General features: G+C 74.0%; 16 protein-coding genes. 7 read left to right on the forward strand and 9 right to left on the reverse strand.

Features of this window, described 5'->3' with window-relative positions:
- Nucleotides 1-113: 113 nt before the first annotated feature.
- The gene (locus AC07DA_RS24045) at nucleotides 114-719 is read right to left on the reverse strand and encodes a response regulator transcription factor (protein WP_479130250.1); all 606 of its coding nucleotides are present in this window, start codon (nucleotides 717-719) and stop codon (nucleotides 114-116) included.
- Nucleotides 720-910: 191 nt separating this feature from the next.
- Here AC07DA_RS24045 and AC07DA_RS24050 point away from each other — a divergent pair, with 191 nt between their 5' ends.
- A complete protein-coding gene (locus AC07DA_RS24050; protein ID WP_479130251.1) occupies nucleotides 911-2,392 on the forward strand; it encodes an MFS transporter in 1,482 nt (493 codons plus the stop codon).
- A 26-nt stretch (nucleotides 2,393-2,418) separates the two neighbouring features.
- Here AC07DA_RS24050 and AC07DA_RS24055 read toward each other — a convergent pair whose 3' ends face one another.
- The 7 genes from AC07DA_RS24055 to AC07DA_RS24085 form a co-directional block, all read right to left on the reverse strand.
- Complete coding sequence (locus AC07DA_RS24055; RefSeq protein WP_479130252.1) at nucleotides 2,419-5,325, reverse strand: helix-turn-helix transcriptional regulator; 2,907 nt, start codon at nucleotides 5,323-5,325, stop codon at nucleotides 2,419-2,421.
- A gap of 194 nt (nucleotides 5,326-5,519) precedes the next feature.
- On the reverse strand, nucleotides 5,520-6,524 hold the full coding sequence (locus AC07DA_RS24060; RefSeq protein WP_479130254.1) for a (-)-alpha-amorphene synthase: 1,005 nt from the start codon (nucleotides 6,522-6,524) through the stop codon (nucleotides 5,520-5,522).
- Nucleotides 6,508-7,896, reverse strand: a complete 1,389-nt coding sequence (locus AC07DA_RS24065; RefSeq protein WP_479130255.1) for a cytochrome P450 — start codon at nucleotides 7,894-7,896, stop codon at nucleotides 6,508-6,510. Before AC07DA_RS24065 ends, AC07DA_RS24060 begins: the two co-directional genes overlap by 17 nt.
- A 325-nt stretch (nucleotides 7,897-8,221) precedes the next feature.
- Nucleotides 8,222-8,773: a GNAT family N-acetyltransferase gene (locus AC07DA_RS24070; RefSeq protein ID WP_479130272.1), complete on the reverse strand. Its 552-nt coding sequence runs from the start codon at nucleotides 8,771-8,773 to the stop codon at nucleotides 8,222-8,224.
- Nucleotides 8,774-8,856: 83 nt separating this feature from the next.
- A complete protein-coding gene (locus AC07DA_RS24075) occupies nucleotides 8,857-9,267 on the reverse strand; it encodes a DUF779 domain-containing protein (RefSeq protein ID WP_479130256.1) in 411 nt (136 codons plus the stop codon).
- 159 nt (nucleotides 9,268-9,426) lie between these two features.
- Entirely contained in the window at nucleotides 9,427-11,856 is a 2,430-nt protein-coding gene (locus tag AC07DA_RS24080; protein ID WP_479130257.1) for a SpoIIE family protein phosphatase, read from the reverse strand.
- Nucleotides 11,857-11,971: 115 nt separating this feature from the next.
- Nucleotides 11,972-12,649, reverse strand: coding sequence for a GntR family transcriptional regulator (locus AC07DA_RS24085; RefSeq protein ID WP_479130258.1), 678 nt, complete (start codon nucleotides 12,647-12,649; stop codon nucleotides 11,972-11,974).
- A gap of 357 nt (nucleotides 12,650-13,006) precedes the next feature.
- Between AC07DA_RS24085 and AC07DA_RS24090 the strand changes: the two genes are divergently transcribed.
- From AC07DA_RS24090 to AC07DA_RS24105, 4 genes are read left to right on the forward strand one after another with little or no spacing between them, the layout of a single operon-like run.
- Nucleotides 13,007-14,227, forward strand: coding sequence for a sarcosine oxidase subunit beta family protein (locus AC07DA_RS24090; RefSeq protein WP_479130259.1), 1,221 nt, complete (start codon nucleotides 13,007-13,009; stop codon nucleotides 14,225-14,227).
- Between the two features lie 13 nt (nucleotides 14,228-14,240).
- On the forward strand, nucleotides 14,241-14,522 hold the full coding sequence (locus AC07DA_RS24095) for a sarcosine oxidase subunit delta (protein ID WP_479130260.1): 282 nt from the start codon (nucleotides 14,241-14,243) through the stop codon (nucleotides 14,520-14,522).
- Nucleotides 14,519-17,356, forward strand: a complete 2,838-nt coding sequence (locus AC07DA_RS24100) for a sarcosine oxidase subunit alpha family protein (protein ID WP_479130261.1) — start codon at nucleotides 14,519-14,521, stop codon at nucleotides 17,354-17,356. The genes AC07DA_RS24095 and AC07DA_RS24100 overlap by 4 nt, the downstream gene beginning before the upstream one ends.
- The gene (locus AC07DA_RS24105; protein ID WP_479130262.1) at nucleotides 17,349-17,957 is read left to right on the forward strand and encodes a sarcosine oxidase subunit gamma; all 609 of its coding nucleotides are present in this window, start codon (nucleotides 17,349-17,351) and stop codon (nucleotides 17,955-17,957) included. The genes AC07DA_RS24100 and AC07DA_RS24105 overlap by 8 nt, the downstream gene beginning before the upstream one ends.
- 70 nt (nucleotides 17,958-18,027) lie before the next feature.
- Here AC07DA_RS24105 and AC07DA_RS24110 read toward each other — a convergent pair whose 3' ends face one another.
- On the reverse strand, nucleotides 18,028-18,663 hold the full coding sequence (locus tag AC07DA_RS24110; RefSeq protein ID WP_479130263.1) for a LysE family translocator: 636 nt from the start codon (nucleotides 18,661-18,663) through the stop codon (nucleotides 18,028-18,030).
- Between the two features lie 116 nt (nucleotides 18,664-18,779).
- Between AC07DA_RS24110 and AC07DA_RS24115 the strand changes: the two genes are divergently transcribed.
- Nucleotides 18,780-19,232, forward strand: coding sequence for an Lrp/AsnC family transcriptional regulator (locus tag AC07DA_RS24115; RefSeq protein WP_479130264.1), 453 nt, complete (start codon nucleotides 18,780-18,782; stop codon nucleotides 19,230-19,232).
- A 122-nt stretch (nucleotides 19,233-19,354) separates the two neighbouring features.
- Nucleotides 19,355-19,999, forward strand: a complete 645-nt coding sequence (locus tag AC07DA_RS24120) for a DUF5701 family protein (RefSeq protein WP_479130273.1) — start codon at nucleotides 19,355-19,357, stop codon at nucleotides 19,997-19,999.
- Nucleotides 20,000-20,089 lie beyond the last annotated feature (90 nt).

Raw genomic sequence — 20,089 nt, forward strand, 5'->3', positions numbered from 1 at the left:
ATGCTCGTACCGGATCCCGGAACAGGGCGTGAGGGCCCGCGGAGGCCGGGCAGGTACCCCTCGATGACCTGCCCGGCCGTCCTCTGCCCCGGGCCGGGGGCTGGGGAGGGGGCTCACACCCAGCCGGAGTCGGTGGCGATCCTGATCGCGTCGATGCGGTTGCGTCCGCCGGTCTTGCGGGTGATCGCCGACAGGTGGTTGCGCACCGTCGCCACGGACAGGCACAACCGCTCGGCGATCTCCCGCGTGGGCGTCCCGTCGGCGGTCAGCCGCAGCACCTCCACCTCGCGCGGCGTCAGGGGATTGGCTGCCGCGTCCAGCGCGGCCAGCGCGAACTCGGGGTCGACGAACCGCTGCCCGCGCACCAGCTTGCGCACCCCGTGGACCAGCCGGTCCGGCGGCGCGTTGGTGCTGATGACCCCGGCCGCGTGCAGATCGAGCATGCGGCGCAGCCGCTCGGGAGTCGTGGAGGCCATCATCAGCAGCAACCGGCACTCCGGCAGCCGCTTGCGCAGCTCGCCCCGTACGGCGACCTCCTCGCCCGCCCGGGAGTCCACGTCGATCACGGCCACGTCGGGCCGCAGCGCCAGGGCACGCCCCACCACGTCACCCTCGCCGTCGGCCTCGGCGACGACCTCGATGTCGTCCTCGCGGGACAGCAGCGCGGCGAACGCTCCCCGCACGAGACGGGTGTGCTGGACGAGCAGAACGCGGATCACGATCGGATTATCACCGCCCGCCCGGTGAATGTCAGTCCGGGCCGCCGGCGCGAGTGGCCCGCCGGACGGCACGAGTGGTGAGGTCCGGGGGGCGGGCGTACCGTCGAACGGTGGACACCGCAGGCAGCAGCCCGCAGCCGGCCGCACCACGGACGACCGCCACAAGGGAACCCGGTGGCGGAGGGAGCGCGATGGCGCTGTTCGTCATCGCCTCGTGCCAGTTGATGGTGGTCCTCGACATCACCATCGTGAACATCGCGCTCCCGCACATCCAGAACTCGCTGGACTTCTCCACCACGAGCCTGTCCTGGGTGGTGAACGCCTACACGCTCACCTTCGGCGGACTGCTGCTGCTCGGCGGCCGGGCCGGTGACATCCTGGGCCGGCGGCGGGTGTTCGTCTTCGGCGTGCTGCTCTTCGTGCTGGCCTCGCTGCTCGGCGGGTTCGCCCAGAACTCCGGCCAACTCCTCGGCGCCCGGGCCCTGCAGGGCGTCGGCGGCGCGATCGCCTCCCCGACGTCCCTCGCCCTGATCAGCACGACCTTCCGCGAAGGGCCGGAACGCAACCGGGCCTTCGGGGTGTTCGCCGCGGTCTCGGCGGGCGGCGGCGCGATCGGCCTGCTCGCGGGCGGGATGCTGGTGGAGTGGCTGAACTGGCGGTGGGTGCTGTTCGTCAACGTGCCCATCGGCCTGCTCATCGTGCTCGCCACGCCCAAGTGGATCCGGGAGTCCGAACGCCACCCCGGGCGCTTCGACATCACCGGCGCGCTCACCTCCACCGCGGGCATGGTGCTGCTCGTCTACGGGTTCATCAGGGCCGCGGACGACGGCTGGCGGGACCCGCTCACGCTGGCCACGTTCGCCGGGGCGATCGTGCTGCTCGCGGCGTTCATCCTGATCGAGCGGCGCTCCAGACAGCCCATCACACCCCTGCACATGTTCGCCGACCGCAACCGCGCGGGCACCTACGGCGTCATGCTGTGCCTCGCCGCCGCGATGTTCGGCATGTTCTTCTTCCTCACGCTCTTCGTGCAGAACGTGCTGGAGTTCAGCCCTCTGGAAGCGGGCCTCGCCTTCCTTCCGGTCAGCGCGGTCATCGCCATCGGCGCCGGAGTGGCCTCCCGCTTCCTGCCCGTGTACGGGCCCAAGCCCTTCATGGTGATCGGCGCGATCCTGGCGGCGGCCGGACTGGCCTGGCTGACCCTGACCGACGTGCACTCCACCTACGCCGGCAGCGTCCTCGGGCCCATGCTCGTCTTCAGCATGGGCATGGGCATGGAGTTCGTGTCGCTGACCCTCATGGCGCTCTCCAACGTGCCCACCCCGGAGACCGGCGCGGCCTCCGGCCTCCTCAACGCCACCCAGCAGGTCGGCGGCTCACTCGGCCTGTCCATCCTGGTGACGATGTTCGGCACGGCCAGCGCCGACGAGGCCGGCAAGCAGGTCCCCGACTACCTCCGGCAGGCCACCCCGGCCGAACGCCTGCGGTTCGACCGCACCGGGCAACTGCCCAAACCCTGGTCGGACGAGGTCCTCACCGCCGGTGTCTCGGCCGCCTTCGTCATGGCGGCGATCTTCACCGCCGTCGCCGCGCTGATCGCCCTGGTCGTCATCCAGGTCCGCCCCTCCGACCTGGAGCGCCTCAAGGGCGGGACGGGCCCCGGCCCGATGTGAGGCCCGCCCCGGGCCGTCCGGTCGCGTCAGCGGCCCGTCCGGGGGCAGGCGGCCAGGGCGTCGGGGAGGCCCGTCGCGTCCGTGCCCAGTTTGCGGAAGACCGAGGACAGCTGCTGGCGCACGCCCTGCTCGGTGATCCGCAGGTCCTTCGCGATCACCGAGGCCGGGTGGCCCTGGACCGTCAGCTCGGCCGCCCTGCGCTCCTGGGCCGTGAGCATGTCCGTGTGGGCGTAGCGCAGGGGGAGCGGGCGGAGCCCGGCGGCGGACAGTTCCCGTCTGGCCCGGGCGGCCAGCCCCTCGGCACCGCAGTGCACCGCACCCTCCAGGCCCTGGTACAGCCGGTCGGCGGCGTCGTGCAGACGGCCGTCGCGGGCCAGCGCGGCGCCGTGCCCCACCTGGGCACGGGCCAGCTCGTACGCGGCGGGGGAGCGCTGCAGGTGCTCGACGGCCTGCGCGTGCAGATCGAGCGCCGCCGCACCGCCCGTCACCTCCGCCTGGGCGTGCAGCGCCTGGCCGATCGCCGAGGCCGCGCCGAAGTCCCGGGCCCGCTTCACGGCCTCCCGGGCGTGATGCACGGCCCGGTCGGGAGCACGACGGGCCAGGGCCCTGGCCAGACCCAGCTGCCACGGGCACCAGGCGGGGTTGCGCCAGTCCCGGCCCTCCATCCACTCGCCCACCTCGGACAGCAGGGCGGCGGCCTCCTCGGGCCGGTCCTCCGCCAGGAGCAGCTCGGCGTAGACGGTGCGCGGGTCGGGGTAGATGACGGCGTTCGGGATGACGTCCCCGTAGTGGTACCGGTCGGCGAGGCGCCGCGCCGCCACCACCCGGCCACGGGCCAGCAGCGTCTGGATCAGGATGCCGACGGCGAACCACTGGGCGGGTACGGCCCCTTCCACCCGGTCGGCGATGTCCAGCCCCTCCCGGACCAGGTTCTCGGCCTCGGCCAGGCTGCCCCGCCGGTAGCGGATGTACGCGGACAGGGTCTGACCGAGGGCCAGGTGGGAGCCGCGCCAGCCCTTGGACTCGCATTCGGCCATGCCCTTCGCGAACAACTCCTCCGCCCGTCGCGGCTGGTCGCAGTACATGAACACCAGGGCGACCGAGACCGGCACCTCGAAGCCGCGGTTCTCATGGGTCCAGCTCAGCCCGCCCCGCAGGGCCTTCTCGGCGTACGCCAGGACCTTCTGCCGGGGCTCGCCGCTCATCATGGCGTCCCAGGCCCGCAGCCCGATGATGTAGCGCTCCTCCAGGCCGCGGCCGGGCAGCCGGTCGGCCAGCCGGGCGAGCGCCCGCGAACGGGCGGCCGAGTCCTGCTCGTCGGTGCGGAACGCGCTCCACACGAAGTGGTCCGCCTGCATCCGCAGCCGGATGCGGGGATGGGCGACCGCCCGCTGTGCCTCGTCGGCGGCCACCGTGGCGGCCTCCGCCATCCGGTCCGTGTGGGCCAGCGCCTGGGTCAGCCGGTACACCATCGAGGCCCGCAGCTCGGGATCGATGTCGCCCTCCGCCAGCGCCTCCCGCAGATGCGTGACGGTGGCCGTGGGCTTGATGAGAAAGGTGGCGCAGGCGAGTTCGTGCAGCAGGGCGGCGCGCTCCTCGGGCAGGGGCGGCTCCTGCAGCGCGCGGTTCAGCAGCCGCCGGGCCGCCTCCGGGGCGCCGGAGTGCAGGTACTCCCGCGCGGCCTGCCGCAGACAGGCGACCGCCTCGCTGTTGCCCTCGCAGGGAACCTCCAGCAGGTGCCGGGCCGCCGCCGTGGGACCGAGTCCGGCCGCGCGGACGGCCTCCGCCGCCGAGTTGTGCATGCCCTCCCGCAGGCTGGTGCCGATGGCCCGGTAGATGGTGGTGGCGATCGTCGGGTGGACGAACTCCAGGGCGTCCCCGGGACCGTCGCCGTCGGTCAGGATGCGGGCGGCGCGCAGCCGGTCCGTCGCCTCGGCCGCCGCCGTGCTGCCGATCGCCGCGATGCGGGCGGCCAGCTCCTGGGAGATGGCCTGGCCCAGCACGGCGGCCGCGTAGGCGAACCGGACGGTCGTGGTGCCGAATCCCTGGAGGCGTTCGATCAGCCCCGGCCCCGTCACCGCGGCGGCCAGATCGCGCATGACGGGCAGGTCCTCGCCGGTGCCCCGCAGCCGGCGCTCGCGCAGCCTGATGGCGAGCTCGACCACCTCGAAGGGACTTCCGCCGGTGACCTCCCAGCACTCCCCGCAGAACCCGTCCTCGGCCTGCTCGCCCACCTCGTCCCGGACGATCCGCGCCACGGCCGCGGCACTGAGCGGTTCCAGCGCGAAGGGGCGGTTGCCCGTCCCGGCGGTGCCGAACGCGTCGCCCTCCGGGGGCAGTTCGTCGGGCCGGTAGGCGACGACCATCAGCAGAGGCAGGTCCACGGCCCGGGGAGCGAAGGAGGACAGCCAGGTGAGCGACTCGATGTCGGCCCAGTGCAGGTCGTCCAGGAGGAGGACCAGGGGCGCCTTCTTGACGGCGAGACGCGTCATCACCCAGTCGAGGCCGTCCCGGACCCCGGTGGGGTCCGGCGCGTGGCCGCTCGGCGCCGCCACCAGGCCGAGCGCGGCGGCGACGATGTCGTACCAGCTGCCCAGGAAGGAGCGGAGCTCCGTCTCGTCCATGGCCGCCAGCGCGGGCTGGACGAGCTGGCGCACCACGTGGAACGCCAGCTCGTGTTCCTTCTCACCGCCCCGGCCCGACAGCACGGTGTAGCGCTGGTCCCGGGCCCGGGTGCGGGCCTCGGTCAGCAGGGCGGTCTTGCCCATACCGGCCGGGCCGGTGAAGGCGAGCAGTCCGCCGCGAGGCGCCTGGGGCACCCCGTCGACGCTGTCCCGCAGGGCCGCCAGCCCTGAGTCGAGAGCCCGCAGTTCCCTGCGGCGCTCGAGCAACGGCCGGGACTCGGGCGGGGGTTGCCGCAACTGAATCGCCATGTGCCGTACCGCTTCCTGTCGTCGGCCATCGTGAGGCAGCGCAGAGCGTACGCCTCTCGACAGGGCGCCTGACCGGATTATGGGACGAGCACGACGAAGAAGGGTGAATGACCCGCTGAGGTGGAGTGGAACGCGGAACGCGTGGGTAGCGTGGCTCGAATGGGCGCCTCGGGGCAGGCCGTCGGCGCCCCTCCTCACCCCGGACCCGCCGCCCCCGCGTCCGCGTACCTCGGCACCGTGCGCGACCAGTAGTAGCACCCGCGGATCCAGCCGGCCATGCCCTCCACGTAGCCGACACCCGAAGGGCTCAACTCCGGTTGCAGCTCCTCGTACAGCCTCTCGAACTCCCTGATGGTCCGGTTGATCCGCCGGATGGCCAGGGTGACGGCCACCGGCAGGGGGCACTGGTGCGCCCGCTGGTAGGCGAGGGCCAGGTTGATCAGCTCGCCCGCCCGCTGTTCCTTGACGGCGGAGAAAAGGTCGGGGATCCACACCGCGGCGTCGGCCGACAGCCGGCTCAGGTGCCGCATGAGCGGGTGGTGCAGTTCCCGGTCGGTCAGCTCGCACGGCTGCGCCGCCTCACACAGCGGGTAGAACGGCTCGACGCCCGCCGTGAGGGACCGTATGGAGGTGCAGATCCCGGACCGCACGGGCGAGGGGTGCGTCTGGGCCACCGCCTCGTAGAGCAGACCGTGCACGTACTCGCGGCTCTTGTCCGCCCAGCGTGCGGCCTGGGCGGGAGTGCACCGTTCGCGCACCTGCCGGTGGAGGTCGGCCAGGGCCGCTCCCAGCGGGGTGCTCGGCGCCGCGGAGTCCCGCAGGATCGCGATGCTCTCGCAGAGCATGGGCAGCAGCTCGCCCGGCCGGTGCCGCCCGACCTCCTCGGCGCGGTCGTCGAAGACGAACTGGTAGGCGATCTGCCGGGCGACGAGATGGAGGATCCCCTCGTCGACGTCCGGGCTGTTGTAGGAGGCCAGTTGGGCGGGGCGGGTGAGCGAGATCATCGCCGGGACCCCGGGTTCGTCGCTCAGACCGGTCACGCGCAGCCAGTGGTCGACCCCGGCGGCGGCAGCGGACTCGTGCGGATTCCGCCGGAACGGGAAGGGCATGTGCAGGTGGGTGTCGATCAACTCCACCAGGGTGGAGGCGGGTGTGCCGCTCGGTGCGAGGGTCGCGGTGTCCTCATGCGCGGTGGACATCCTGGTCACCGTCCCTCCGGGCCTCTCCCGCGCCCGGGGCCGCAGCCGGGGCTCCGGGTGCCAGGGCGGCGGGCCGCGGCGCCGTGCCCTCCGGCGCGTCCGCCCGCGGTTCGCAGATCATCGTCAGGGACCGCGGCCCCAGCGTCGCCCCAGGGCGCGGGGGAGCGACGGGCCCGGGTGGATGGCGCAGCCGCCAGCGGCCGGCGAGGGTGGCGAGGGCCACCGTCATCTCGGCCATGGAGAACAGGTCGCCGATGCACTTGCGGCTGCCCGCGGCGAACGGGATCAGAGCCCCCTGCGGACCGGCCACCGCCTCGCCCGGGAGCCAGCGTTCGGGCCGGAACCGCTCGGGCTCGGGGAACGAGGCCGCGTCATGATGCAGCAGGTAGGGGCTGTACAGGACGGTGGTCCCGCGCGGCAGGCGGCGTCCGGCGAGTTCCGTCTCGCGGGTCGTGACCCGGGTGAACAGCCAGCCGGGCGGTGAGTGGCGGAGCGTCTCGGTGAGGACGGCCCGGGTGTAGACCAGGCGCGGCAGGTCGTCGGCCCCCGGTAACCGCCCGGCGAGGACGGAGTCCACCTCCGCGTGCAGCCGCCGCTCCGCCTCCGGGTGCCGGGCCAGCAGGCTGAAGGTGGAGGCGAGGCACATCGAGGGGCTCTCGGACCCGGTCAGCAGCAGGGACACCACCTGGTCGTGGACCTCCTGGTCGGTGACCGGCGTCTCCTCGCCGTCCCGGTCGGCGGCCGCGAGCAGCAGCCCCAGCAGATCGTCGCGGGGAGCACCACGCCGGCGCTCCGCTATCGCCGCTTCGATGAGCTCGTGGGTCCGCCGCACCGCGCGCCGGTAACGCCGGTTGGCGGGCGTGGGCAGACGGAACAGCAGGTCGACGGGTACGACCGTGCGGACGAACAGGCCGCGGACGATGACGGCGAGACAGCGCCGCACCTCGCCGGCGGCGGCCGGAGCGAGCGAGTCGGACAGCAGCACCCGGCTGATGAGCCGCGTCGTCAGGCCCAGCAGCGCCGCGCTGACGTCGACCCGTTGCCCGCCCCGCCAGTCACGGCACAGCGACGCCGCCTCCTCGGCCATCAGATCCGTGTACCCGGCGACCGCGGACGGGCGGAAGGCGGGTTGCAGCAGCCGGCGCTGCCTGCGGTGCTCCGCGTGCGGGCAGGTGACGAGGCCGCCGCCCATCACGGCCCGCAGCCTCTCGTACTGCGGCCCTCCCTTGTCGAACGTGCGGGTGTCCCGGAGCATCCGGTGGGCCAGCTCCGGGTGACACACCATCCACGCGCGCTGGGGACCGAGGCGTATCTCGACCAGATCGCCCTGCGCGGGAAGAGATTTCAAAAACTCCAGCGGCCGGCGGAACAAAGCGATACCGTGGCCGATGGATGGGAATATGCCTGGAGCAGTACCAACCGTCCATGCCTGTTGCTGGTTCGGAACGCAGCCGTTCATCGCATACCACCTGCTTCGGTCGGCCAGGAATACGGTGCCGTTACGCCTGCTGGGCACTTGCACCATGTCCTGCCCAGTTCACGCTGGCCGCCGACTTGATGAACCCTTTCTCCAGGGGGGCGCACGGGTGCACGGGGAAGCGCTGGGTGAATCACTTCCGCAGCACGTCACGCGTCAGCCGATTCCCTGCCGTCACTCGGGAAACTGCCGTCGTGCCGGTGCTTTTCCGTAGTGCGGTTCAGCCGGCGATCGGGACGACCGGGGCCCTCGCGCCGAACCACTGCTCGGCGCCGTATTCCTCGAACCGCTCCACCTCGGTGAATCCCAGTTTCGCCGCGAGGCGCATCGAGGGTGTGTTGGCGCTCTGGGTGCACAGCACCACGGGCTCGCCGGGGAGCGCGTCGGCACACCAGCCCAGTGCCGCCGCGCACGCCTCGGCGGCGTACCCGCGTCCCCACGCCCGCGGCAGGAACATGTAGCCGAGCTCGGCCTCACCGGCCTCCGGCCGCAGGTGGCCCGGGCGTTCCGCGTCGCGCCGCTCGACCGAGACGGTGCCGATCATCGCTCCGCCGAGGTCGACCACGAAGACGCCGGGGCGCCGGCCGGGCACCTCGGGCACCACGCGTTCGGGCTCGGCACGCGGCCGGGGCCCGCCGAGGTAGGTGGTCACCTCGGGCGAGGAGAACAGCTCGACGAACGCCGCACGGTCGCGGGCCTCGGACGCGCGGAGTACGAGCCGTCCGGTTCTGATCGGGGCCGGCGGCCAGACCACGGACGCGAGTTGGGTCAGGAGCGGCAACCTAGCGCACGTGCCACGCCGGCTTCGGCGCCGGTGAGCGCCGTCGTCCGGCCCCCCGTGTCCCGCCGCGACGTCTACGCCCCGGCCGGGCCGTCCGCCCCGGTCGGCAGCGGGGGTTCGGACTCGACGCGTCGCAGTTCCTCGTCCGTGAGGAGCCGGGAGCGCAGCAGGAAGCGGACGCCCTCCGGGGCCTCCAGGGAGAACCCGCTGCCGCGGCCGGGGACCACGTCCACCGTGAGGTGGGTGTGCGACCAGTACCGGTACTGGTCCGCGCTCATCCAGAACGGCACGTCCCCGGCGACGTGCCCCAGCAGGACGTCCGAGGCACCGACCCGGAACTCGCCGCGCGGGTAGCACATCGGGGCGCTGCCGTCGCAGCAGCCGCCGGACTGATGGAACATCACCGGGCCGTGCGCCGCCGTCAGCCGCCGCAGCAGGTCCTCGGCGGCGGGCGTCAGTCCGACACGTGCGGTGCGCGTGGTCATGCGTTCCCTCCTGGCTGGGCCGGCGGCCGACCCGACGAACGTACCTCCTTCCGGGCCGGAACGGACCGGTGCGGACCGGGTGGAGGCGGCCCTGCCCCGACAGGGCGATGACCACGTCGCCGGGTCCGCGGTGGGACGCCGGGGCGAAGTCCTTCGCCCTCAACCGGTCCAGCTTCCGGCGGACAGGGGCAGCTCGGCCCAGATGGTCTTGCCCGTGGCCGTCTGCCGGCTGCCCCACCGCTCGGCGAGCTGGGCGACCAGGAGCAGCCCGCGCCCGCCCTCGTCGAAGACGCGGGCCCGGCGCAGGTGCGGCGCGGTACTGCTGCCGTCGGACACCTCGCAGACGAGGGCCGAGTCCCGGATCAGCCGCATCTCGATGGGGGCGCCGCCGTACCGCAGCGCGTTGGTGACCAGCTCGCTGACGATCAGCTCGGTGGCGAACTCCGCCTCGGTCAGGCCCCATTCGGCCAGCTGCCCGCTCGCCCACTTGCGGGCCCGGGCCACCGCGGCCGGTTCGGGCGGCAGCTGCCAGGTGCGGACGTGCCCCTCGTCGAGCGCGGCCGTCCGGGCCAGCATCAGCACGATGTCGTCGGCGGGACGGCCGGCCGGCACGGTGCGCAGCACCCGGTCGCAGGCCTCCTCCAGGCTGTCGGCCGGTTCGCGCAACGCCCGGCGCAGCAGGGCGACTCCCGCCTCGACGTCGTGGTCGGCCGCCTCGATCAGACCGTCGGTGTAGAGGGCGAGCAGGCTGTGCTCCTCCAGCAGCACCTCGGAGGCCTCGAACGGCAGCCCGCCCAGGCCGAGCGGCGGGCCGGCCGGCAGATCGAGGATGCGGACGTCACCGGCGGGCGTGACCAGGGCGGGCGACGGATGACCCGCCCGGGCCATGGTGCAGCGCCGGGACACCGGGTCGTACACCGCGTACAGGCAGGTGGCGCCGATCTGGCCCGACGCCTCCTCGTCCCCGCGCGCCTCCGGGCCCTCCTCCCGGTCGAGCCGGATGACGAGGTCGTCGAGCTGCGTGAGCAGTTCGTCGGGGGCGAGGTCCACGTCCGCGAGTGTGCGCACGGCCGTGCGCAGCCGGCCCATCGTCGCCGACGCCTGGATGCCGTGGCCCACCACGTCGCCCACCACCAGGGCGACCCGGGCGCCGGAGAGCGGGATGACGTCGAACCAGTCCCCTCCGATGTCCGCTCCCGGTGCGGCCTGCGGCGGCCCGGAGCCGGACGGCAGATAGCGGTAGGCGACCTCCAGCGCCGCCAGCCGCGGCGGCCGCTCGGGCAGCAGGCTGCGCTGCAGCGCCAGCGCCGTGCGCCGTTCGCGGGTGTAGCGGCGGGCGTTGTCCACGCTCACCGCCGCACGGGCGACCATCTCCTCCGCGAGGAGCAGGTCGTCCTCGCTGAACGGCTCCGGCGTGCGGTGCCGCAGGAAGTGCACCAGGCCCAGGGTCACGCCCCGGGCGCGCAGCGGCACCATCAGCACCGAGTGGATCATGTGCCGGGCCATGGACTCCGCACGGGCCGGGGACGTCCTGAGCCACCGGCGCAGTTCCGGGTCGCCCGGCCGGTGCCGGGTGGCCCGGCCCGCGGCCAGCGTCCGCAGCGGCAGCGTCCCCACCGGGTAGTGGGTCGTCTCGCCGGCGGCGACCACCGACTCCGGGCAGCCCGGGAGCACCGACCGCTGCGCGGTGCGCCGCACGGTGACCGGCGTGTCCGGCGGGAGCGGGGCCGGCTCCGCTCCCAGCGCGACGGACTCCAGCAGGTCCACGGTGACGAAGTCCGCGAACCCGCCGACGGCGACCTCGGCCAGCTCCTCGGCCGTCCGGGTGACGTCCAGGGTGGTCCCGATCCGCAGGCTCGCCTCGTTGAGCACCGCCAGCCGACGGCGGGCCCAGTACTGCTCCGTGGTGTCGAACACGGTCGCGCACATCCCCCGCACGGCGCCCGTCTCGTCCCTCAGCGGCGACAGGAACATCGACCAGGCGTGCGGCCCGGTCTCGCCCGGGGCCTGGCCGTGCTCCTCGTAGAAGATCATCTCGCCGGTGCGCAGCACCTCCCGCTGGAGCCGGTCGTACTCGTCGAAGGGCGGGCTGGGCTGGATCTCCCACAGGGTGAGGCCCTGCATCTCCTGCTCGGTCCGGCCCATCACCTGCGTCATCATCTCGTTGGCGGCGACGAGCCGCGCCCGCAGGTCGTAGACCGCCACGGGTACGGGAAGCTGGGAGAGCGTGAGGTCCCACAGGGCCGTGGGCCGGTGCCCGGTCCGTGCGGCCAGGTGCGCCGGGGCGCTGCCGGTCACCAGCCACAGCCGCCCGCCGTCCGCGTCCAGCAGCGGCGTCCCCTGCAGCCGCACCACGACCCGGTCGCCGTCGCGGTGCCGCAGCGCGACCTCGCCGGACCACCGCTGCCCGTCGGCCACGTGCCGGCGCGTGGACGGGGGGAGGGCCGCGGCCAGCAGCTCGGTGACCGGCCTGCCCACGACCTCGGCGGACGGGTGCCCGAGCAGGCGGCGCGCCCCGTCGCTCCACACCAGCACCGCCCCGCCGGCGTCGACGACCACCGCCAGGTCCTCCGGTACGCGTCCCTCCACGGTGCCTCCGGATCCGACGCTTTCGGCTGCTGACCCTGTCCTGTCCCGATTGTCCCGCTCCCGGGCGCGCGAGGCGCGTCTGCCGGATCGGACGCCGGTGACCAGCGGGGACGGCTCAGATGACCGCGCGGATCGCCCGTTCGAACCGCTCGACGTGCCCCCGGGCCAGCCGCGCCGCCCGTTCCGGCTCGCCCGCGACGACCGCCTCGATCAGCGGCCCGTGCTCCTCCACGTGACCGGCCATGTCGGACAGGCGGTCGAGGAACAGGCACCAGATGCGGGTGGCGAGGTTGTCGTGGCGGACGAGGGTGTCCTCCAGGTAGGGGTTGTGCGCCGCCGCGTAGATCGCGCGGTGCACCTGGAGGTCGAGGTGCATGAGCTCGGCGTCCTGCCGGCCGGGAGCCGCACGGGCGAGCTCCTGCCGCAGCGCCGTCAGGGCCGTCCGGTCGGCGGCCGTGGCCCGGCGCGCCGCCCGGGCGGCGGCCAGCGGCTCCAGCTCCAGGCGGACTTCGCAGATGTGCGCCAGGTCCGTGATGTTGACCTCGGTGGCGAAGGTGCCGCGCCGGGGGTAGGTCGTGATCAGCCGCTCGTACTGGAGCCGCTTGAGCGCCTCGCGCACCGGCGTGCGGCCGACGCCGAGGGACTGGGCCAGCTGCTCCTCGTGGAGGGGCTCGCCCGGGCGGATCTCCAGCATGACGAGCCGGTCGCGGACGGCGCGGTAGGCGCGTTCGGCGAGGGACGGCTCCCCGCCCCCGGGTGCGCCGCCACCGGGCCCGGTCGCCCCTTGCTGCATGAAGGCCCCCTTGACCTGTCCGGCGGGCTACCATACCGTACCGCACATCTGATATATCAGTCGCGCATCAGTCGGCCACCAGGACGGTGCCCATGGCAGCCAGCCCTCGACCCGCACCCGCGCCGCCCCGCCCACCGCACTCGCCCCCGGACCGTCGCCGCAGCGCCATGGCGCCCGCGTACGGCGCCCGCGTCCCGTGACCCGTGCCGCTGCCCCCCACGAGGCGACGCGAGCGGCCCGTCGGCCTCACCTCGACCGCGACGCCGCGCCGTACGGCCCCCGGCCGCCCAGGGCTGTCCCGGCCGCTCACCGGCAGGTGGTCGCCGCCCTTCCCCGCCACCAGGACGGAGACCCGGCATGACCGACCGCCCCCCGCCCGAGCACCCCGACTTCCTCTGGCGCAACCCCGAACCGCGCTCCTCCTACGACGTCGTCGTGGTCGGCGGGGGCGGCCACGGTCTGGCCACCGCCTACTACCTGGCCAGGAACCACGGCATCACGAACGTCGCCGTGCTGGAGAGGGGCTGGCTGGCCGGCGGCAACATGGCCCGCAACACCACGATCATCCGCTCCAACTACCTCCGGGACGAGAGCGCGGCCCTCTACGAGCACGCGCTGAAGCTGTGGGAACGGCTCCCCGAGGAGCTCGACTACGACTTCCTGTTCAGCCAGCGCGGCGTCCTCAACCTCGCCCACACCCTCCAGGACGTCCGCGAGGGCGTGCGCCGCGTGGGCGCCAACCGGCTCAACGGCGTCGACGCCGAGTGGCTGGAGCCGGATCAGGCCGCCGAGGTCTGCCCCATCCTCAACGTCTCGCCCCGCACCCGCTACCCGGTCCTCGGCGCCACCTTCCAGCCCCGGGCGGGCATCGCCAAGCACGACCACGTCGCCTGGGCGCTGGCCCGCGCCGCCGACGCCCTGGGCGTGGACCTGATCCAGGGCTGCGAGGTCACCGGCTTCCTCAAGGACGGCGACCGGGTCGTCGGCGTCGAGACCGACCGCGGCCGCATCCACGCCGGGCGGGTCGGCCTCGCCGCGGCCGGGCACAGCAGCGTCCTGGCCGAACGGGCGGGCGTCCGGCTGCCCGTGCAGTCCCACCCGCTCCAGGCGCTCGTCTCGGAGCTGCACGAGCCGGTGCACCCCACCGTCGTCATGTCCAGCCACGTGCACGTCTACGTCTCCCAGGCGCACAAGGGCGAGCTGGTGATGGGCGCGGGCGTCGACGCCTACAACGGGTACGGGCAGCGCGGCTCGTTCCACGTGATCGAACGGCAGATGGCCGCCGCCGTCGAGCTGTTCCCGGTGTTCGCCCGCGCCCACGTGCTGCGCACCTGGGGCGGCATCGTCGACGTCACCCCGGACGCCTCCCCGATCATCGGCCGCACGCCCGTGCCGGGCCTCTACGTCAACTGCGGCTGGGGCACCGGCGGTTTCAAGGCCACCCCGGCGGCCGGCTGGACCTTCGCCCACACCCTGGCCACCGGCGAGCCGCATCCGCTGAACGCGCCCTTCGCCCTCGAACGCTTCACGACGGGCGCCCTGATCGACGAACACGGCGCGGCGGCCGTGGCCCACTGAGGAGGACACCACCGTGCTGCTGATCCCCTGCCCGTGGTGCGGCCCGCGGGACGAGACCGAGTTCCACTACGGCGGACAGGCCCACGTGCCCCACCCGGAACGTCCCGCCGACCTCACCGACGAGGAGTGGGCCGCCTACGTCTTCTACCGCGACAACCCCAAGGGCGAGTTCGCCGAGCGCTGGATGCACGGCACCGGCTGCCGCCGCTGGTTCAACGTCCTGCGCGACACCGCCACCCACCAGGTGCTGGCCTCGTACCGGCCCGACGAGCCCCGTCCCGGAGCGACCCGATGACCGACCAGCGCTTCCGGCTCCCGCGGGGCGGGCGGATCGACCGCACCACCGTGCTGCGCTTCACCGTCGACGGACGGGAGCTCACCGGCCACCCCGGCGACACCGTCGCCTCCGCCCTGCTCGCCCACGGACTCGTCGAGGTCGCCCCCTCCCTCTACCGGGGGCGTCCGCGCGGCATCGTCGCCGCGGGCGTCGAGGAACCCAACGCCCTGCTGCGGATCGACGGCCCGTGCGCGGAGAGCATGCTCCCGGCGACCACGGTGGAGCTGTACGACGGCCTGTCCGCCACCACCCTCTCCGGCCGGGGCCGGCTCGACCCGGACCCCGACCCGGCCGTCTACGACAAGAAGTACGTCCACACCGACGTCCTCGTCGTCGGGGCGGGACCGGCCGGGCTGGCGGCCGCCGCCACCGCCGCCGGTTCCGGGGCCCGCGTGCTCCTCCTCGACGAGCAGCCGGAGCCCGGCGGTTCGCTGCTGTCCGGCGGCCTCGACCGGGTAGCCGGGCTGCGCGCCGCGCTCGACGCCGCCGACGAGGCGCTCGTCCTGCCGCGCACCACGGCCTTCGGCTCGTACGACGACAACTACGTGCTGGCCCTCCAGCGGCGCACCGACCATCTCGGGCCGGCCGCCCCCGACGGCGTCTCCCGCCAGCGGCTGTGGCACATCCGGGCGCGCCGGGTGGTGCTGGCGACCGGCGCGCACGAGCGGCCGCTGGTCTTCGCCGGCAACGACCGGCCCGGGGTGATGCTCGCCGGCGCCGTCCGCACGTACCTCGGCCGCTACGGGGTCGCGGCGGGTACGCGGGCGGTGGTGAGCACCACCGACGACAGCGCGTACGACACCGTCGCGGACCTGCACGCCGCGGGCGTCGCCGTGGCGGTGGTCGTCGACGCCCGTGCCGAACGCTCCGCGCGGGCCGCCGAGGTCGCCGCCGCGACCGGCACGCGGGTCCGCACGGCGAGCGCGGTCGTCGGCACGGCGGGCGGGTCACGGATCACCGCGGCCACGGTGCGCGCGATCGACCCGGACGGCCGGCCCACCGGTCCCGCCGAGTCGTTCGACTGCGACCTGCTCGCCGTCTGCGGTGGCTGGAGCCCGGTGGTGCACCTGCACAGCCAGCGGCAGGGCCGGCTGCGCTGGGACGAGGACCGGGTCGCCTTCGTCCCCGACGGGGCCGTAAGGGGCCAGCGGATCGTGGGCGCGGCCAACGGCACCCACGACCTGGACGGCTGCCTGGCCGAAGGAGCGCGGGCCGGGGCCCTGGCCGCGACGGAGGCCGGCTTCCCGGTGCCCGTACCGCAGCCGCCCGCCGCCGCCCCGCGCGGCGCACCGGCCCGCGCCCTGTGGCTCGTCCCCGGCACCGACGACGGGTGGGACACGCACTTCGTCGACCTCCAGCGGGACGTCACGGTCGCCGACGTGCGGCGGTCCACCGGCACCGGCATGCGCGGTGTCGAGCACGTCAAGCGCTACACCTCCCTCGGCACCGCCAACGACCAGGGCAGGACGTCCGGCGTCAACGCCATCGGTGTGATCGCCGGGGTCCTCGGCGGTTCCCCCGGCGAGATCGGTACCACGGCCCACCGGGCGCCGTACACACCGGTCGCCTTCGCCGCGCTGGCCGGACGGGACCGCGGCGAACTGCTCGACCCGGAGCGCACGACCCCCCTGCACGCCTGGCACGTCGCGCACGGCGCGGTGTTCGAGGACGTGGGGCAGTGGAAACGCCCCCGCTGCTATCCCCGGCCCGGCGAGGACATGGGCGCGGCCGTGGCCCGGGAGTGCCGCGCGGCCCGCGAGGGCGTGGCGTTCATGGACGCCTCCACCCTCGGCAAGATCGAGATCCGGGGCGCGGACGCGGGCGAGTTCCTCGACCGCGTCTACACCAACGCCTTCAAGAAGCTCAGGCCCGGCACGGCCCGCTACGGCGTGATGTGCAAGCCGGACGGCATGATCTTCGACGACGGGGTGACCCTGCGCCTGGACGAGAACCGCTACTTCACGACCACCACCACCGGCAACGCCGCCGCGGTCCTGGACTGGCTGGAGGAGTGGCTGCAGACCGAGTGGCCCCACCTCGACGTGTACTGCACCTCGGTGACCGAGCAGTGGGCGACGATCGCGGTGGTGGGCCCGCTCTCGCGCCGGGTCCTCGCCCCGCTCGCACCGGAGGCGGACCTGTCGCCCGAGGCGTTCCCCTTCATGACCTCTCGCGAGACCACCCTGGCCTGCGGCGTCCCGGCCCGCGTCTGCCGGATCTCCTTCTCCGGCGAACTCGCCTACGAGATCAACGTCCCCGCCTGGTACGGCCGGGCCGTCTGGGAGCGGGTGCACGAGGCCGGGCGGCCGTACGGCATCACCCCCTACGGCACCGAGGCCATGCACGTGCTGCGCGCGGAGAAGGGCTACATCATCGTCGGGCAGGACACCGACGGCACGGTCACCCCGCAGGACGCGGGCATGTCCTGGGTGGTGTCGCAGCGGAAGGAGTTCATCGGCAGACGCTCCTTCTCCCGCGCCGACACCGCCCGTACCGACCGCAAGCACCTGGTCGGCCTGCTGCCGGAGGACCGTACGACCCGGCTGCCCGAGGGCACCCAGCTCGTGGCCCCGGACGTCTCCCTGGAGACGGTGCCCGTGCCGATGCTCGGACACGTCACCTCCAGCTACCACAGCCAGGCCCTCGGCCGTCCCTTCGCCCTCGCGCTCGTCGCCGGCGGGCGGTCCCGGATCGGCCAGACCCTGCTCGCCCCGGTGGGCGGGGACCTGGTGCCCGTCGAGGTGACCGACTGCGTCCTCTACGACCCGGAAGGGACCAAGCGCGATGGCTGAACCCACGACCGGCGCGCGGGTGAGCCCCCTGGCGCACCTGGCGGAGCGGATGCGCGCCGCCGCCGTCACCGGACCCCGGGGCGTCACGCTGGCCGAACTGCCCTTCCGCACCATGGTGAACCTGCGCGTCGACCCCGCCTCCGAGGCCGCCGAGCGACTGGCGAAGACCCTGGGCGCACGGCTCCCGGACCACTGCGGCCACACCTCCGCGTCCGGGCGCCACACCCTGTTCTGGCTCGGCCCCGACGAGTGGCTGGTGCTGTCCGATGCCGACGGGGCGGCCCTGACCGCCGAGCTGCGGCAGGCGCTCGGGCCGGACCCCGGGTCGGTGGTCGACGTCTCCGCGCACCGCACCACCCTGGAGCTGAGCGGCCCCTCCGCCCGGCAGGTGCTGGAGAAGGGCTGTTCGCTGGACCTGCACCCGCGGGCCTTCGGACCCGGCCGGGCGGTGTCGACCGCGGTCGGCCCCGTCGCCGTGCTGCTCTGGCAGGTCGACGACCGGCCGGCCTACCGCCTGTTCCCGCGCTCCTCGTTCGCCGACCACCTCGGGCGGTGGCTCGTCGACGCGATGGGCGAGTTCCGCGGACCGGAGGTGCCGTGACGGCGGCGGTCGCGCCGCCTACCCCGAGGCCCCGTCCGGCCCGAGGCCCCGCCCGGCCCGAGACGGGCCGTCAGCCTCCCAGGCGCTCCGCCAGCAGGAGGGCGCCGATGACGATCATCAGCACGCCGGAGGCCCGGGTGACCGCCCGGGCCACGGTGGGCCGGGTCCTCAGCACCGTGCGGGCCATGACCCCGACCGCGAGGTAGACGACCGCGCAGGCGGTCATGTGCAGGGCCCCGAGCAGTCCGGTCTGCGTGGCGACCGGCCAGCCGCCCGCGGGGTCGATGAACTGCGGGAACAGCGAGAAGTACAGCAGCAGCGCCTTCGGGTTCAGCCCGCTGGTCCCGGCGCCCTTGAGCATGACCCGCAACCGGGAGGAGCCCTCCGCCCCCGCGGCCTGCGCCCCGGCCCCCGCGGCCGTCGGCGCGGCCGGATGCCGCAGCGCGTCGCACCCGAGCCACACCAGGTAGCCGGCCCCCGCGACCGTCAGCGCGGTGAGCAGGGTCGCCGAGCTCGCCACGACCACCACCAGGCCCGCCACGGCGAGCAGCGTGTATCCCGCGTAACCGGCGATCAGCCCGGCGACCGCCGGCACGACCGACCGGTGCCTGAGACCCGCCGTGATCGCGAAGGCCCAGTCCGCCCCGGGCGTGAACACCAGCAGCAGGTCCATGGCCAGGAAGGCCGCCAGCGTCGTCGTGTCCATGAAGCGATCCGATCCCTCTCACGTGCCGTGGTGCGAGGGGAAGGCTAGGACGGATCGGGGCGAAGGTGTTCCCTTCTTTACTCCAGGGTCGCGGCATCTGGGGCAGAATCTTCGCCATGGATGCCCTCGACCGGAAAATTCTGACCGAGCTGCAGCGGGACGGCCGCCTCACCGTCACGGAGCTGGCCGCCCGGGTGCGGCTGAGCGTCTCGCCGTGCCACCGCAGGCTGCGCGACCTCGAACGCGAGGGCGCGATCCGCGGGTACCGCGCGGTGGTGGACCCGGCCGCCGTGGGCCTGAACTTCGAGGCCCTCGTCTTCGTCACCCTGCGCTGGGAGGACGCCGACACCGTCTCGGCGTTCGAGGAGGGCGTGGCGGCCGTCCCGCACGTGCTGCAGGCCCAGCGCCTGTTCGGCGACCCCGACTACCTGCTGCGCGTGGCCACCACCGACCTGGCCGCCTTCCAGCAGCTCTACGACCAGCGGCTCGCCCGGCTGCCCGGCGTCCAGCGGCTGAACTCCACGCTCGTCATGAAGCACGTGGTGGACGACCGGCCGCTGCCCGAGTGAACGCAGCCCCGGCGCGACGGCCGCCGGCGGTGCCGTCACCCCGGACGGGAACACCCCGCAACGCCGGTTCGTTGCCCAGGAGTTCGTCCGTCGCCGACCGAGGGAGCATTGTGCCCGAGACCTTGCCCGACCCGTCCACCGTCCTGCCCGCGCTGCCGGGCCTGACCGCACAGGCCGAGCGGCTGATCGAGCTGGGAGTGCACGGGATCGCCGGGCTCTCCGCCGACGAGGTCCGGGCCTTCGCCGCCGCGGCCGAGGGGGACGGTGCCCTGCTGGCCGTGCACCCCGACCGGGCCCCCGCCTCCGCCCTCGCGCCGCTGCTGCGCCGGGACGGAAAGCCGGGCTTCGTCGTCGTCGACATGCCGGACGTCGACGGGTTCGCGCCCTGCGGCGTCGAGCTGCCCGACGCCCCGCTCTACGTCGTCACCGGCGTCGACCGCGGCGACAGCATGGCCAACTGGAGCCCCGACGAGGCCCTGCCGGCGCTCACCGGGGAGGACCGCACCCCGCTCGTGCTCACCGAAGGCATCCACTGGCTGCTCCAGCAGCCCGAGGCCCTGGAGCGCAACCGCTGCTTCATGACCATCGGCTCCCGGCTGCGCAAGCCCGACGGCACGCTGGACGCCCGCACCCCGGCGATCTGGATCAGCAACGGCACCGGACGGGACGGCCGCGAGCGCCGCGACGCGCCGAAGGTCGGCTGGTGCTGGTGGAACAACCGCCACACCTGGCTCGGTTTCGCCTCGGCGACCGGGCGCAGGCCCTAGGCAGTTTCGTTTGGATCACCGGGCGGACCAGAGGAAGATGCCCGCGATGTGGAGTCCGGCCAGGTAGATGGCGGCGGTCTTTTCGTAGCG

The sequence above is a fragment of the Streptomyces sp. NPDC044921 genome (genome assembly GCF_056432865.1).

Excerpts from the sequence above, each read along its gene's own strand:
- AC07DA_RS24110 (WP_479130263.1), bottom strand. The coding sequence starts at position 18,663 with ATGGACACGACGACGCTGGCGGCCTTCCTGGCCATGGACCTGCTGCTG.
- AC07DA_RS24050 (WP_479130251.1), top strand. The coding sequence starts at position 911 with ATGGCGCTGTTCGTCATCGCCTCGTGCCAGTTGATGGTGGTCCTCGAC.
- AC07DA_RS24060 (WP_479130254.1), bottom strand. The coding sequence starts at position 6,524 with ATGTCCACCGCGCATGAGGACACCGCGACCCTCGCACCGAGCGGCACA.
- AC07DA_RS24115 (WP_479130264.1), top strand. The coding sequence starts at position 18,780 with ATGGATGCCCTCGACCGGAAAATTCTGACCGAGCTGCAGCGGGACGGC.
- AC07DA_RS24055 (WP_479130252.1), bottom strand. The coding sequence starts at position 5,325 with ATGGCGATTCAGTTGCGGCAACCCCCGCCCGAGTCCCGGCCGTTGCTC.
- AC07DA_RS24090 (WP_479130259.1), top strand. The coding sequence starts at position 13,007 with ATGACCGACCGCCCCCCGCCCGAGCACCCCGACTTCCTCTGGCGCAAC.
- AC07DA_RS24105 (WP_479130262.1), top strand. The coding sequence starts at position 17,349 with ATGGCTGAACCCACGACCGGCGCGCGGGTGAGCCCCCTGGCGCACCTG.
- AC07DA_RS24085 (WP_479130258.1), bottom strand. The coding sequence starts at position 12,649 with ATGCAGCAAGGGGCGACCGGGCCCGGTGGCGGCGCACCCGGGGGCGGG.
- AC07DA_RS24100 (WP_479130261.1), top strand. The coding sequence starts at position 14,519 with ATGACCGACCAGCGCTTCCGGCTCCCGCGGGGCGGGCGGATCGACCGC.
- AC07DA_RS24075 (WP_479130256.1), bottom strand. The coding sequence starts at position 9,267 with ATGACCACGCGCACCGCACGTGTCGGACTGACGCCCGCCGCCGAGGAC.